The sequence below is a fragment of the Rhodococcus sp. GB-02 genome (assembly GCF_053470465.1).
Genome location: NZ_JBPUKE010000005.1, coordinates 1 through 13,729 on the forward strand (window position 1 = coordinate 1; position 13,729 = coordinate 13,729).

The following is a 13,729-nucleotide window of genomic DNA, read 5'->3' on the forward strand; positions in this document are numbered from 1 at the left end:
TTCCCGCCGCTGCGCGGCCGGGCTTGCGGGTGTTTCCGTTGTGCTAAAACGCAATTTAGAAAATCGCGGCGAAAAGGAATCGGCGCTCGGCTCCATTCGGTGCAGCGCAAAGAAAATCGGTGGCGCAATCACGAAATGCATTGCGCCACCGATTCGTTATCTACTGCGCCTGGGTTTGATGTGCCAGAACTGCCGCAGTCCGCAATTGTTCCCAGATCGCGGGGTGCAGACCGTTGTCGAGAACCTGCTCGAACATCTTCCCGAAGCTGTGGGACGGGTCGAGTCGGCGGCCGCTCGTCAGTGCTTCACGTGCCAGCGCAGAGCGGCGATTGACCCAGTTGAAGACTCCGGCGAACACCATGAGCGGACCGGCCAAATCCTCGGGCAACAGTGCGCCGACTTGCCGCATTACCTCGGCGGCTGCATCGGCATTGTTTTCGTCGATGTGTGCGAACAACAGATCGCGCACCGTCACGTCATGCATGGCAGCAGCAATAACGGCTGCGTGCTCATCGGTAACGGTAATGCCATGCTGTGACGTGCCGTCCAGGTAGTGCGAAAGTGCCAGATCGAATACCCGATCGGCCGCTCGCTGTGGCTCCATGGCGCGTAGAACGATGCGCTTGGCGCCGAAGGCCCGTGAGGCCGCCGCAGCGCGTTCCGGACCGTGCTGTGCGGCTGTAAACCCTGCTCGGATCTCGCTGCGGGTTTTGAGAATCGTTGTTCCCTCAAACAGCGCTTCGGTGATCAGCGGGTGTGCTGCGAGATCGACGGGTGTACCCGACTGTGCGGCAAGTGATCCCGCGCCCGTCCATCGGCGTACCAGACCATCGGTGAAAACGAACACAGGCGGAACTGAATCGGGCCGAAATGCTTCGAGCGCTTCGGCTACGTCATTGCCCCGTTCGAGCGTGCCAAAGACAACCACGAGCATCGATTGGCACTCTTCCAGAGCTGGTGTCACACGCAAGGAACTCAGAATTCCCTCCGACACGCCAGGGAGCAGGTTGAGGAGGGGGAGCATGGCGACCCTGCACGGGTGCACATCGAGGGTGATGATGACCAACTCGTCCTCGGGAAGATGGCCACCCATAGCCACGGCACCGGCGACAACATCGGACGGGCTGGTCATTTGGAAAGCTGGCATTGCGGAACCCCTTTGGGTCGGTGGGCGAACTGGTCAGATTCACCCGATGGATTGGACTGACGAACACTTGAAAGTTACCCCACGCATACGACAAAAAGGCGCTTTGACCGGTGTCTATGTCCCCGGCGCACCCGGTGCCGGGGGCATAGACACAGGAGGCGGCGCAAAGCGCCGGCCTCCCGTGGTTTTAGCTGCTAAGGGGCAGTGATCGCCTCGGCCGTGAATCTGCCGATCCGGGTGCGTGACAGACGAGAATTGGTGCCGCGCACATGCTCGAACCAGGCTTCGCGCTGATCGTCCGGCAGAGCGGCCCAGGAGCTCGCCGTCAGGGTTTCGTAATCGAGAGCGGCGACAGTCTCGAGCGGTGTGAGCAGGCGCCAGCTGGCGAGGCGGTATACGTCCGCGAAGTGGCCGTTAGCCGGTGGCCACTCGGTGTCGGGATTGAGTCGCGTAAATGTTTGGGCAGCAACACGTTCCACGGAACGCGCAACCGGATAGTGGCGCGACTGCCGAAACTCTCCGCTGTGAATCTCGTCCCGAAGACTGTTCACGACCGAACCTCCTTGATGGAAGATGAACTGGCCGAAGCTGTTTCGGCTTCCTTCGCCTGTCTGTGTCCAGCAAGTTTGTGATACGGGATAGTGTCCGTCCAATCACCGCCTATCCTCGCCGGAACAGTGACAGATTTCTTGTTGACCCGAACTACCGGATACCAGACACCCGAGCACCTGACCAGATCTCCTTTCGCGATCGTGTCCGGCCCGAAATTGTTGGCCTGACCTGACGCGATCTGCTGGGCGCGGATTTCTTCCCAATAGGTGATCTGTTCGGCCCGCTCGGCGATGCGGGTAATCAGCGACTGACGGTAGGTGCCCTCGTCCGGAGGGAATTTCTCGATCTGCTTCACGCCACGCACCACGAAGAGCGTTCGCTCGTGGCCGTCGAGCTCGCGGTGGTCCGCGCGCTGCTCTGCCTCCCACGCCGATTCCGCCTGTTCTGACCGGCGCCCCGCCTTCAGCTCGAGCGCTTCCACCCGAGCAGCTTGACGATCAATGCGATCGGCCTCGACCTCGGCCGTCGGCCGCGCTGTCGAGTCGATATCAATCTCGACATCGAAACCACTCGCGCGCAACGCCTCTGCAGTCATCTCGATCAGGCGAACCTTCGGAGCCCGATCCCTACTGCTCCGGATCCCCCAGAAACCGATACTGCGAAACCACCTCCACCCGTGCGCCGCCAATACATCTCCGGAACCATCACCGCGAGAGGTCCCGTCAATCAGCGTTCCATCCGCGGCAGTGTGCGAAATCGTCAACGTCACTTCGAATCTCCGACCTAACAATGGGGCAGGGGGTCAATCCGCCCGTCAGCAATTGGACACCTCCAAACCTACCCTCGATATCCGACAAAAACATGCATTCACCTGCGTGTATGTCCCCGCCGCACCCGGTGCCGGGGACATACACGCAGGATGTGCTTTTCTTTATCGCAGAAGATGAAATTCGTTGAGTGAGGGCGGGAACAGAGAATGAAAGCAAGTAGGACCACCCAGGTAGGGAATATCGGGGAAGCGCTCGCCACTTTGGAGTTCCTTAAAATTGACTGGCATGTTGCACAAAATCCTGCCGGCGAAGTGGGCTCGGATCTTCTGCTGCAGGCGCGAACCGCCGATCTCATGGATCACGGTGCACTCGTGGGAGCTCAAGTGAAGTATGGCCCCTCGTTCTTCGATGAGCCGGAGACTGATGATGACGGAAATATCGTCGGATGGTGGTTCCGTGACGCGGACAGTGAACACGTGAAGTACTGGCTCGACTACGCGGTTCCGTTCATCCTTTTGCTGTGCGACGAGACCACCAAGAAATTGTATTGGGTTCACGTGACACAGGACGCCGTCGTGAGCACGGGTAAGGGCTCCAAGATCCTCGTTCCTGCTCATTCCACCGTTGACGCGGATCACGCCGCGGAGCTCTTGGAGGTCGCCACCGAAGGGCGGATCAGTTCGCAATGGGAAGGGAGCGCATGGGGTGGCGTGAAGGTCCTGGCGGCTGATCGGCTTCGTTACGCCATGCTGGCGCCACGATTGGTGGCCCCACACCCGAACTTGGAAGTGGCGGAACTTAGCTCGGAGGAGGCCGTCGCGCTTTTGGTCAAGATGCGACTACACGATCTGGTACCGCAACCCGAAAGCAGGAGAAAAACATCCCTTGAAAATAGCCCGGCACCAGACCTTGAACAATGTCGGAAATCGAACAAATGGGGTTGGCGTTTTTACGCAGCCCTGCACGACGTTTTGCTTGGTGATGACAGAGCGATTCCTTCTCAGGATGTTGACTCTGATCCCCTCAAGCAGATTATTGAGGAGGCCACAGAACCGCATGACCGCGCTGCAGCGGCAGTTTGCGCATGTGCGCTATTGGTCGAAGAAGCGAATCCGGAAGGAGGCTTGCGGGTAATCGAGAGCGCCCTCTCGAGTACTGAATACAGGCCCATCGATCAGGCTTGGCTGATTTTGCATAAGGCCCGGTGCCTGGCGGAACTTGGCGATCTGGAAGGCGCTCGGCTGTTGGCCCTCGACGTGCAGAAGGTCCGCGCCTCTGCAGTTGACGATCCCACGGCAATGGCAATCACAGGGTCCGGCGCGGACCTCATCTTCAGGCTGGACCCGTGGGCCTCCGATATTGGTGAGTTGATCAAGGGGCGGGACACCCTTGCATCGTGGTGGCGAAATCAAGAGGTTGCCGCCGGCCTTCAGAGCAATTTCGACTCATTGTTCCAACAGTGGGTGGGCGAATCGAAGAGCACCGAATTTGACTCGACTTTCCTGAGGCTTCGAGCCGCGGCTCTGCTCGCTGGGCTGGCGGCGGATCACTCATCCTGGCAGCACTCTCATAAACTACTGGCCCAGCACGTTCTTACTTCGTACAGATCGCAGGACGATCTTGCTGAATCCCTATCAGCGCTGCGGCACGCTAGTGAGGAGAAAGTGGTTGCACAAGTTGCGCGTCATCTACTCCGAGTGGGGCCGGCAGAAGCTGTCCGCGCAGCCGTAGGCAAGGTGAAACTCGATAGGGCGACCCGGACCTCGCTGCACGCAGACCTTCAACTGGTCTCAACCGCCTCTGATGTTCTCGAACCAGCGCAGGCCGACGAACATGTTCGATGGATTTTGTCCAACCTGAGCGACCTCGGGGGGTTGGCATCACGACTACAACCGAGTTTTTCCCTGGAATATGTCCTCCTGGATACTTTGGAAAACCTCGCGCCAGTGGTCTCGGCCGATGCGCTACGCGAAGTGATTGAGTACATCAAAGACTTGCCAGAACAAAGCGATATTGGTTCTGCGCATGACTGGGCCGCAGTAATCAATAACATTCCCACCACCGCATGGACTGATGACGACAGAGCGGCATTGGCCGCGCGAAACGAAGACAGCTCAGAGGTAAAGGAAGCCATCGACCGCGTCCTAGCTGAGGGCGACCCCACTCATAGGGAGAGGATTCGAGAGAAACTTAGAGATGGGAATGTCCTAGCTCTCGATGCGTTCGGCGACGTTCGAGATCTTGACGCCGATACGGTGAAGACGGTGATCGACAAGTTAGTCTCGGGAATTGAACAACAAATTCTTGATCTGACGAACGGAAACCTCAACATTGGAGGCTCAGATTTCGCGGCAACGCTGATACTGCTTAACGCCTGGCATCCAGAAGTTGCTGTGTGGGAACCTATCTCGGAACTGTTCACTACCCCTTCGCCTTTCCGTGCTCACCTGACGAAATCATTGAAGGGTTTGAGGGGACATAGCAAGCGTATCCCTACTGAAGTGGTCGACAGGCTCGTCCCGCCGCTCCATGATCTGATGGTTACACCGCCGTCGACCCATCCGTTCTTCCGAAATGAAGATGTTCGAGGCCGGGCAGCGAGTGCATTGGCTGCCCTTCGTCCAGCCGCAATTTCAGATGAAGAACTATGGGATCTTTTGCAGGGCAACGCGCATCAGCGTGCAGCGGCGGTCGAGGTTGTTGTCGGCAAGGGACTGTCTGGCCGCTACGACACGCTCGTGGCGATGTCCCGAGACAGGGATCCGTGGGTGCGCGCCGTTATCGCTAATCAGATAGCCCGAACAACGCCGGAAGATGGAGATGCTATCCGCCTCAAGCTGATTAGTCGGCTTCTCTCAAATGAAGGGACGTTGGTGGCGCAGATGGTTGCGAACATAATCAATTCATCACCACCTGATGTCGAGACTGACCAGGTGGTTGGCATGCTCCGCGAAAACGTGTCTGCGGACGTGCGACGAGCCATCGCTGAATATGACGCAAAACGGGAACTTTGAGTGAACCTCACCAGCTAGGGCCGAGGATTGCAAGAGGTCGAGTTTCGAAACCAGGCTCCGTCACTCTCGATATTGAGAGCGACGGAGCCGCGGTGCTGAAGTGCCTAGATCTTCAGTTTTGATGTGATCGAGTGCCGCCCAGAGGTTTTCATTGTCGCAATCGCGGCGGTGCTGATCAATGGCGGAGATCAGCTTGTCGATCACGATCCGTGCAGCCGGATTGAACGATGCAGCGGCGGCGCCGGCCCAAGCCAGTGGTTCGTCTGCGCGGTTGAGAATGCGATCCAATGCACCTTCGCATCGGTCGAAGAATTTCCCGGTCCGTTTGGCCTGATTGGCATCCTGATCATCTGCCGCGAGCGCGGACTCGGCCAGGTCCAGAAACCCATTGATGATAGTGGTGGCACGTTCTCGTAGAACTGGGTCGAAACCCAAGGCCGCCCAGAAACTGTTCCACCGCACCCGATATCCGCGTTCGGAGTCGAGCGGCACGAGGTGGTCACGGATCAACCGGCCTAACGCTTCGTCATCGAGGTCGCGCAAGTGCCCCGCCAGGAGCGCCGGCTTCGATGCCGTCGGCAATGACTGTGGATCTTTGACGCGTTGCCAAGGCTGTGGGCCTACGGATTCGATCACGACGGAATGTTCTCCGCCGGCCACGACACATCAGTCGCGCCGGCCGGCGACGCCCCTGCCTGTTCATCGATCAAGAACTCGGACAGGACCGCGCTGACGCGAGCTTCGATTGCACTGCTGGTGGGATTCATGTTCATGTCCTTATCTGCCGTTCATTTCAGTTCTCTCGCCACAGCTAACACCGCAAGATCGACAGCCGGCGCGTCATCGGACCAGACCTGGGTTCGGCCCTGAGGCAGGATTTCAGAGCGAGGGTGCACACGCCATGGCTCCACCTCCTGCAGGACCTCGTGGGCAAGTACAACACCATGGAAACGGGTCGGCAGCGTCGTGAGGTCAACGATGGAGCCTCTACGGCGGAACTCCTTCACCGACCGCGCTGAACCGTTACTGATGACAACCTGCCGCCACGGCGTGCCCGCGAGGTCCACGATCGCAACCACATGCGTATCGAGCCATCCACGATCACGCCACGCTGGCAAAATTCCTCGACCTTTTGGTAGTGCGATCGAGGTTATGGCGTCACGGGCATAGTCGGCTTGTTGCTGGCTGCGCAGCTCCGAATCCGGCGCCGGCAGACGCAACTGCGCCAACCGAGCAGAAGGGATCGCCGCAAGCTGGCGGTTGGTGCCAGAAAGCCACCGTCGCACGGTGCGCGTTGAAACCCTGCAAGCCTCGGCGACGACCGCGACGTCCACTCCCCCGCGCTCGGTCTCGCCGTAACAAGTCCGGAGCATCATTTCGAGTCGCTTGCGTGTCCACCGCGGTCCTCGCCGAGAGGGCATCGCTCGCTTACCGTTCCACGTCGAAGCTATTGATTTGGTAGAACTCCCAGCCGCCGACATAGTCTTGGGCTCGGCTGTTCATCCAATTGATCATTCCCTTGTCGCCCCCATTTTCGTAGGCGCTCCACATGGATTCAACCTGGTCGGGTGTCAGGGCCAAGGTGATCATTCGGTCGCGCGCATACTCTCGGGTGCCGGGCCCCTGTACGGCGTCGATCTTGATCTTCCCACCGAAGTTCGACAGTGCTTTTCCTCGTGCGCTGCTGCGTACGCTCGACATCGCTTCTTTACGTGAGGTTCGAGTGGACGCGGATTGTTTCGCTTTGCGGGCCAGTGCATTCAGGGTTTCGGTGCGTGGCTTCGCAATTCGCTGTCGGCCCTCGGGAGCCAGCCAACGCTCGACTGTTCGTTTGGAGACACCCAAATCACGTGCCGCTGCAGCGGTGTTGATTTCGCTGCGCTTTCCCGGTCCGTAAGCGGCCAGCAGCTGAGCCTTCAGGTTCGACGCATTTGGCTGTCCGGAAATGTCGGCCCCTTGCCGGCCGGTCAACTTCCCGAAGAACTCCCCCTGAAGTTTTCCTCGTTCCCCCCTCAAGACTTCCCGGATGGCAGTCTGAGTGACACGAAGCTCTTTGGCTGCTCGCGAGATGTTGATTCGGCCGGCCACGACAGACCCGAAGTCGGAAAGACTGTCTGCGATGCGCGAATACGACGCCCTACTGAGTGGGTTGCGTGCCATCAGGAATCACTCCCCTCCGCACTAGCTGCCCATTCGTTCGGGGCAATCAGCTCCGACTTTCCCCGATAGCCTTGGCCGTCCAAATACTGCAGGTGGTCGGATAACAGTGCCGATCCTTCCGGCTTGTAGTTCCCGAACCCTCGTCCGAACTGCTTCTGATCTCCAGGCCATGCCAATTGTGGATCGCGCTCGTCGGAGACATACAGGACAGTATCTTTGGTGACCGCTACAGGCCACACTCCGCTGTCCTCGCCGATCTTCGCGATCCGATACATGATGTTCGCGCGAGATTTGGCGACAATGTGGTGGTGTCGCTCGGGCGAGTAGCCGGGTCGCCCGGCCAAATGCATGTCGGAGTTGAGCATGCCAATGGTGTGCGTGTAGATCACTTTGTTCTGCTCACGTGCCAACAGTGCGTCGGTGTCACCCTCGATATCCAAGGCGGTTCGCGCATCGCGAATGCGTTCGTACCAGGGCACCAGAACTCGCCCGTGATCTCGCCAGACGAACGCTTCCAAGATCTCCGGCTCGTAACCGAGTTGTGCAGCGCGTTCGAGAGTCGGAGTGGTCACCCACTTCGGTTCGGAGATAGACAGCCCCATCGGATTCAAGGGATTCGGGTAACGCCAGTCCGCTGCTTCGGGGATCTCGATCAGCCAGTACCCGGGAAGCTTGCGATCGAACACCATCCCATCTGGGTGATGCTCTGACTCCCCGATCGGCAATTCGAGACCAGCAATACCGGCAGCATAGGAACCGCCGCGATCGAAGGCATGAACATAGCGGCATTTCGCCTCGGCATCGGACAGAGTCCGCGACCAGTCGATATCGGCTTCGAAGATCTGGAACTTCTTCGCAAAATCCGAATCGGACGGCGCGAAGATCCGCTTCCATTCCTTGGGCCGTGCAGCGATCATCAAGTCGATCCCGGTCGATGCGGGACTCACAGCCCACGGGAATCGGAGTGCCCCGGCCAACAACGCAAGCCGCCTTGCCAACGTTGCTGCGGTAGGAGAGTCACCAAGTACGGGCATCTCTTTCGGGTCCTGGCTCATCCCGGAGATCAGAGCTACCCACACGCCGCGTGCCTCGCCTCGCCACACACGAGTCCAGGTCCCTAGCCGGTCACCCGGCTGCCCGCCAAGCTGCCACCCCTGAGCCAGTGCATCAGTCACAAATGCAGATTCGGCCGACAGCTCCTTGAGTCGATCATTCCTGTTGCGTTTTCCCAACGTGCTGGTGTCAATGCCAACTTTCTGGGCCATCGCATCGGTGATCCAGATCTGACCAGGCACAGACCACGTGTCAGACGTCCACGTCCCGAGATTCAGCGTCGTGACCAACTCGGCGACATCTCCGACATGAGCGATCGGAGTAGCCAGCTCGTGACGACTGCCGTCCGGCAGCCACACTCCGTCGACATCGAGTACTGCAGCAGGCGCAGTGAACGCGGCCGCCTTCTCCTTGCCTGTCGTCTTCACTACCTTCGTGCGAGTCTCAGTGTCTTTCGGTGCCGGCGCTACCGGCGGTGAAGGTTCGGGAGCTGGCGTGATTTCTTCCTGATTTCCGGTTGTGCCAGCTGCAATCGCCCGAGAAGCGGCGGTGCTCTGCCACCAGCACGGGAGGTGCATCACGAGTCCGTCGATCTCCCAGCCAGCTTCGTCGCCATGGCAGAGAGCGCAGGTAGATGTAGGTGAGATCTGGAACCCGTCTGCGGAGAATCCCTCTGCATCGGTTTCAATCGCCATTTCAGGCTCCTTGTCGGTAATCGAGCTGGTCAGGCTCTTTGCTTCGGTGGACGAATCAGTCGAAGCTACTCCGTGTCCTGGACTGGTTGGACTACTCAGCCAGCCCTCGAAGAGATCCGGAATCACGGAGTGGCTCGAAGTCGGCTGGTCGGTGGGCTGATCATCGGGCGTCGGGTCCGTTGGTCCGCCCCATCCGGATTCGGGATCGATATTGTCGGGGCCGTCGTTGCCGAAAAGTTTGTCCAGCCGGAGAGCGACCATGCGCTGACGCCGGTTCTCGCACTTGATCATGCGCTGCACGGTGTAGCGAGGCATCCGTCCTTTTCGCTCTTCCGCGATCAGCACACCTTCGTCGTACAACGCCCTCGACGCCGTACCGCGATCGATTTGCAGTCCGTCTGTCATCGTTCCGCCGGCGGCCTTGAGTACCTGCTCGAGTCCGGTCAATTCGAGAAGCAGCTGTGGGTCCCCGTCGCACGGCCGAGGGTTCGACACGACATAACCCAGACGGATACCGCGGGCTTCCTCGCGCCACCGCTGAGCTCCGTCGTTGCTGACGCCCATCGAACTTCGGCGCCAACCCAGTCGGCTGGCCAACGGCCATTCCGGCGCTTCCCCGGTTTCGACATCTTCGACAAACGCCAAACCAGTCTGCAATGCGTGTACCAGCAGCTCGCGCACTCGTCCGCCGGTACGCATCGGAAGATCGGGGTCGGTCGAAGCTGTTGCGGCATCGGACAATCCGAGAGTGACAAGGTCGCCTGTTTGCGCAACTTCCCCTTCTGTCAAGGCGCCGATATCGACGAGAAAGCGTGACATCGCGTGCCATCCAGCCCACAAGGAGCCCAAAGCATCTGCCTGACGGACGCTTTCGCCACTATCGCGCAGCTGGTTGCCGTAGGTGTTTCCCTCGGCGAATGCTTCTTCGCGAATTTCCTCCAGCCGTGGGCACAGCCACTGCAAGAAGCTTGCCATCAGGAGAGCCCGCCCGTGCCGAGAGTCGGCGCCGTCGAGCCGCTTGAGCTCTTCGAGGTCGATCTCGGCAGCCTGAAGGGGGACGACCAGCATTCGCTGGGCTCCCGATCCAGGGCGCGGCATGACTTCAGACGTGATCAATGCTGACGCCCGCGGCGGTGTGCCATCGAGGACTCCGAGACCGTCCCTGGTGCTGCGGCTCCTCTGCTCGCCATTGTGAACGAGCCGGGCGAACTCTTCGAGGGACTTCTGTGCAGCACCAAAATCGCGTGTCGGAGCGACATCATCTGCCCAGTACAAGGCGTCTTTCGCGGCGTTGAGTTTGATGCGTAACGCATTCAAGGTGTCACCGTTGCCGGACATCGATGTCGCTGGGCGCCGACGGTCCCATTTTTCTCCCCAGTGGTGCATCACAAGGGAGGCGATCGAGGTCTTGTAACTGCCCGGGGAGCCGATCAGAGCGAGCACCCAAGGGTTCGGGCCGAGCGCGGACCGGAAGACGTGGCCGAGAAGTGCTGCCGAGACTCGGGTGGGTGTTCGTTCGAGCATCGAGGCGGAGTGCAGCAAAAACGCCTCCCGGATCCGCTGAGGATCCGGACTGGGTGCCGGCAAGTCGTACATCCTCAAAGGCCCGGTCAGGAGGACCGGCGCCACTCGTCCGCCATTTGCGTCGATGGCACCACCTGCGTGTACGAAGAAGTATTTTCCTTGCTCGTCCCGTCGCCATCCGGTGGATCGATACCGTACAACGCGCCGAATCTCGCGTCCGCCAGCGCCTTTGAGTGCGTCACGAAGCTTTGCAACGCCGCTAGGACGGCTGTCGTAAGCAGGAGGGCCTGGCAGAGTTTCCACCCACGCGCAGTCCCGGTACTCCTTTGCCGGGATCCGGATCCGCAGAAACTCGCGGCTGTCCGGATGCGTGTATCCGATGATTACCGCAGTCAGCTCCTGCGGCGAGGCTGGGTTAATTTCGTTCTGACCGGCCATCGCTTCGCGGCCCATCAAATCAGGCTCGTCGACGTCCACCCCATCGTCGGTGACTTCGAGATATTCCATCTCGACGATGCGAGCATCGATGTCCAGCACCAGTTTTGCCTGCTGATCGCCGTCTTTCCTGGTGACGATCTCGACGAGGTTTCCTTCGATGATTCGATAGACAGGGGCGATGAAATTGGTTCCGCGGATGCCATTGAGAACCACGACCGACGTCGCAGACGGGCCGTTCGCTGTGGTGGCCTCGTCCGCGCCAGCTTCAGTGACTGGCGTGGGTTCGAGCTCCGGATCCTGCAGCAGTGGAGGGATCGCGACGCCTGCGATCTCGTGAGCAGCTCGCGCCGCCACCCGTGCAGCATTCCAAGCAATCGTCGCGGACTCGACGGCTTCGCCGGCCCACTCGGTGCCTTCCTCGGCTGCCTGCTGAACGACTTTGTCCACGAGCTCGCTCAGATGCTCAAAACGGCGCTCAGCCTCCAGAGCCCAGCGCTGAGCGCGTACCAACTCTTCGTCGGACTCGACCTGCGTGTCAGCTAGATCGACACGCGCTGCAGCCTCGGCGAGCGCGACCTCGACAAGGGTCTGCTTTTCGACCACGTCAGCAGCGAAGCTATGTGCGGCGACTTCTCCTGGACGGACCGGAGTAAACCCACCCCACTCGTCCTCGTCCGACCACAGCCCAGCTTCGACGTGGTCGGTGAAATCAGACTTCGGGGTGACGGTGGCAGGGAGTAACAGTTGAACCTGGGCGCCGACTCCGCCCAGCAATGACGCAAGTTCTATGCCGCGCTTCCATCCGGCGCCATCTCGATCGAGAACGACGCGGACCTCTGCACCTTCGAAGAGCTCAGCGCAGGCAACGGGAAAGTTCAGCCCACCCTGCGCATTGGTGGTCGCGACCTGACCCAAATTCTCGGCGGTCTCGACATCCTTCTCCCCTTCGAGCAACCAGACCGGTGACCGGTCGGCCAAGGCAGACAACAGGGCGGGAAGTCGATAGAGGACAGATTCGAAACCTTCGGGCTTGCGCTTGAGTCGGGTGCCGTTGGCACTGACAAACAACTGCCGGAACTGCTTGTGACGTGCGCGGTCACAGGAACTGCATTCCTCACGAATGACTTCTTGGACGACGGTGCCGTCCGCAGACACGTATGGGTAGACCTTGACTCGATCCCAGCTGTGCTCAACCTCTGGGGCTGGTGCAGCTACGGCGATTCGAGCTGGCAACCGCCCGCCTTTAGGGCGTCGTCGGCCCGCACTCCGTTGCTGGGTCGAACGGCCGACCCGAGTGAGTGCATCGCGCTCAGGAAGCGGTTCGTCGAACAGATCGACCATGGTCAGGCCCAGGCCCTCGGCAATTTCCGTGGCAGAGGCGTTGCAGCCGTGGCAGTGCAAAAGCACCATGCCGCCGCGATGACCGTTGACCCAGCTCACTGACAAAGACGCATGTCGGTCCGCGTGGACAGGGCACAAGGCCATCAACTCGTGAGGGCCTCGGTGTTGGACCCCGCCATTGGAGTCGACCGCGTTGCGCACGCGGTCGAACGACGACATAGGGCCGGTCGCTGCGCCGCTCGCTGCAGCCGCCGTCATGCGATTGCCTCAACGACACTCGTCGCCAAGGATGGCGAGTGTGCTCGGGATTTGGTTAGAATGGCCATAAGTCCTCTGGACTTGAGTAAGTGAAGTTCGGAAAGTGACGTCGCAAGTCGCTTCCCGGGACTGAAATCGAATCGAAGAACCCCCTCCGGCCGGCAAAGCAGTGGGGGTTTTTCGCTGTCTAGGGCCAACTCATGCTGGAACCGAAAGTTCGCCGTCGGCCGCGTCGCGAGCAGTCTGCGTCCGATGAAGTGCATAGCGGGAGTCGTGGATGCGGAGTCGCTCCGGATCCAACTTCTTGAGGATGTAGTCAGGAATGTCGAGGTTCGAGGCGCGCGCCATGACGAGCACCCAGTAGTCCCCGAGATCGATCCCGAGTTCGTCTGCTCGACGTTCGTAGACCTCGGCCTGGTTGAGGGGTGCGCGCACGGAGAGGCACCGGCGCGCGCCTTTACTTGGTCGTCCCATGGGATGAGCGTAAATCGAAACTGATTCTGAAACGGTGACGCTGGCGGTGTCAGCGTGTCGTGCATGGCGCTGCTCATGTCTGAAATCCCCTCAACCCTCGCAAGGAATGCCTCTGATTAGAGGAAGATCCGCGTGCCCCGCGCCGTGTGACAGATGGGGTCAACAAATCTTCGTGCGCATCATGTCGCGAGACCTGGACGGGCTGAGTCGGAGCGGAGTCAGGCTAGCGAGGCATGCACTTCCCACTACTACGTGTGACCTATCTGCGAAGTTGGTGGGGAGTGGGGGGAGTGGAACAAAACA

10 protein-coding genes are annotated in these 13,729 nt (G+C 59.9%); 1 reads left to right on the forward strand and 9 read right to left on the reverse strand.

The genetic code is table 11. The features are described from left to right. Positions 1-160 precede the first annotated feature (160 nt). From ACSW29_RS28980 to ACSW29_RS28990, 3 genes are all read right to left on the reverse strand, one after another. Entirely contained in the window at positions 161-1,147 is a 987-nt protein-coding gene (locus ACSW29_RS28980) for a DUF4192 domain-containing protein (protein ID WP_011331731.1), read from the reverse strand. A gap of 194 nt (positions 1,148-1,341) precedes the next feature. Next, a complete protein-coding gene (locus ACSW29_RS28985; RefSeq protein WP_011331730.1) occupies positions 1,342-1,698 on the reverse strand; it encodes a hypothetical protein in 357 nt (118 codons plus the stop codon). Beyond that, positions 1,695-2,180 carry a hypothetical protein gene (locus tag ACSW29_RS28990; protein WP_229757331.1) on the reverse strand — a complete coding sequence of 162 codons (486 nt, stop codon included), beginning with the start codon at positions 2,178-2,180 and terminating at the stop codon, positions 1,695-1,697. The genes ACSW29_RS28985 and ACSW29_RS28990 overlap by 4 nt, the downstream gene beginning before the upstream one ends. A 495-nt stretch (positions 2,181-2,675) precedes the next feature. Between ACSW29_RS28990 and ACSW29_RS28995 the strand changes: the two genes are divergently transcribed. Beyond that, the gene (locus ACSW29_RS28995) at positions 2,676-5,483 is read left to right on the forward strand and encodes a DUF4365 domain-containing protein (protein WP_011331728.1); all 2,808 of its coding nucleotides are present in this window, start codon (positions 2,676-2,678) and stop codon (positions 5,481-5,483) included. A gap of 60 nt (positions 5,484-5,543) precedes the next feature. On the opposite strand, the gene ACSW29_RS29000 is transcribed toward ACSW29_RS28995, so the two are convergent. The 6 genes from ACSW29_RS29000 to ACSW29_RS29025 form a co-directional block, all read right to left on the reverse strand. Next, positions 5,544-6,119, reverse strand: a complete 576-nt coding sequence (locus ACSW29_RS29000) for a hypothetical protein (RefSeq protein ID WP_148209133.1) — start codon at positions 6,117-6,119, stop codon at positions 5,544-5,546. Continuing rightward, the gene (locus tag ACSW29_RS29005; RefSeq protein ID WP_256922265.1) at positions 6,116-6,250 is read right to left on the reverse strand and encodes a hypothetical protein; all 135 of its coding nucleotides are present in this window, start codon (positions 6,248-6,250) and stop codon (positions 6,116-6,118) included. Before ACSW29_RS29005 ends, ACSW29_RS29000 begins: the two co-directional genes overlap by 4 nt. Positions 6,251-6,271: 21 nt before the next feature. Continuing rightward, on the reverse strand, positions 6,272-6,904 hold the full coding sequence (locus ACSW29_RS29010; RefSeq protein WP_011331726.1) for a hypothetical protein: 633 nt from the start codon (positions 6,902-6,904) through the stop codon (positions 6,272-6,274). 7 nt (positions 6,905-6,911) lie between these two features. Continuing rightward, positions 6,912-7,643 carry a hypothetical protein gene (locus ACSW29_RS29015; protein WP_003942446.1) on the reverse strand — a complete coding sequence of 244 codons (732 nt, stop codon included), beginning with the start codon at positions 7,641-7,643 and terminating at the stop codon, positions 6,912-6,914. After that, positions 7,643-12,952 (reverse strand): telomere-binding protein, encoded by a 5,310-nt coding sequence (locus ACSW29_RS29020; protein WP_011331724.1) that lies wholly within the window; start codon positions 12,950-12,952, stop codon positions 7,643-7,645. The genes ACSW29_RS29015 and ACSW29_RS29020 overlap by 1 nt, the downstream gene beginning before the upstream one ends. A gap of 198 nt (positions 12,953-13,150) precedes the next feature. Continuing rightward, a complete protein-coding gene (locus ACSW29_RS29025; protein ID WP_011331723.1) occupies positions 13,151-13,426 on the reverse strand; it encodes a hypothetical protein in 276 nt (91 codons plus the stop codon). Positions 13,427-13,729 lie beyond the last annotated feature (303 nt).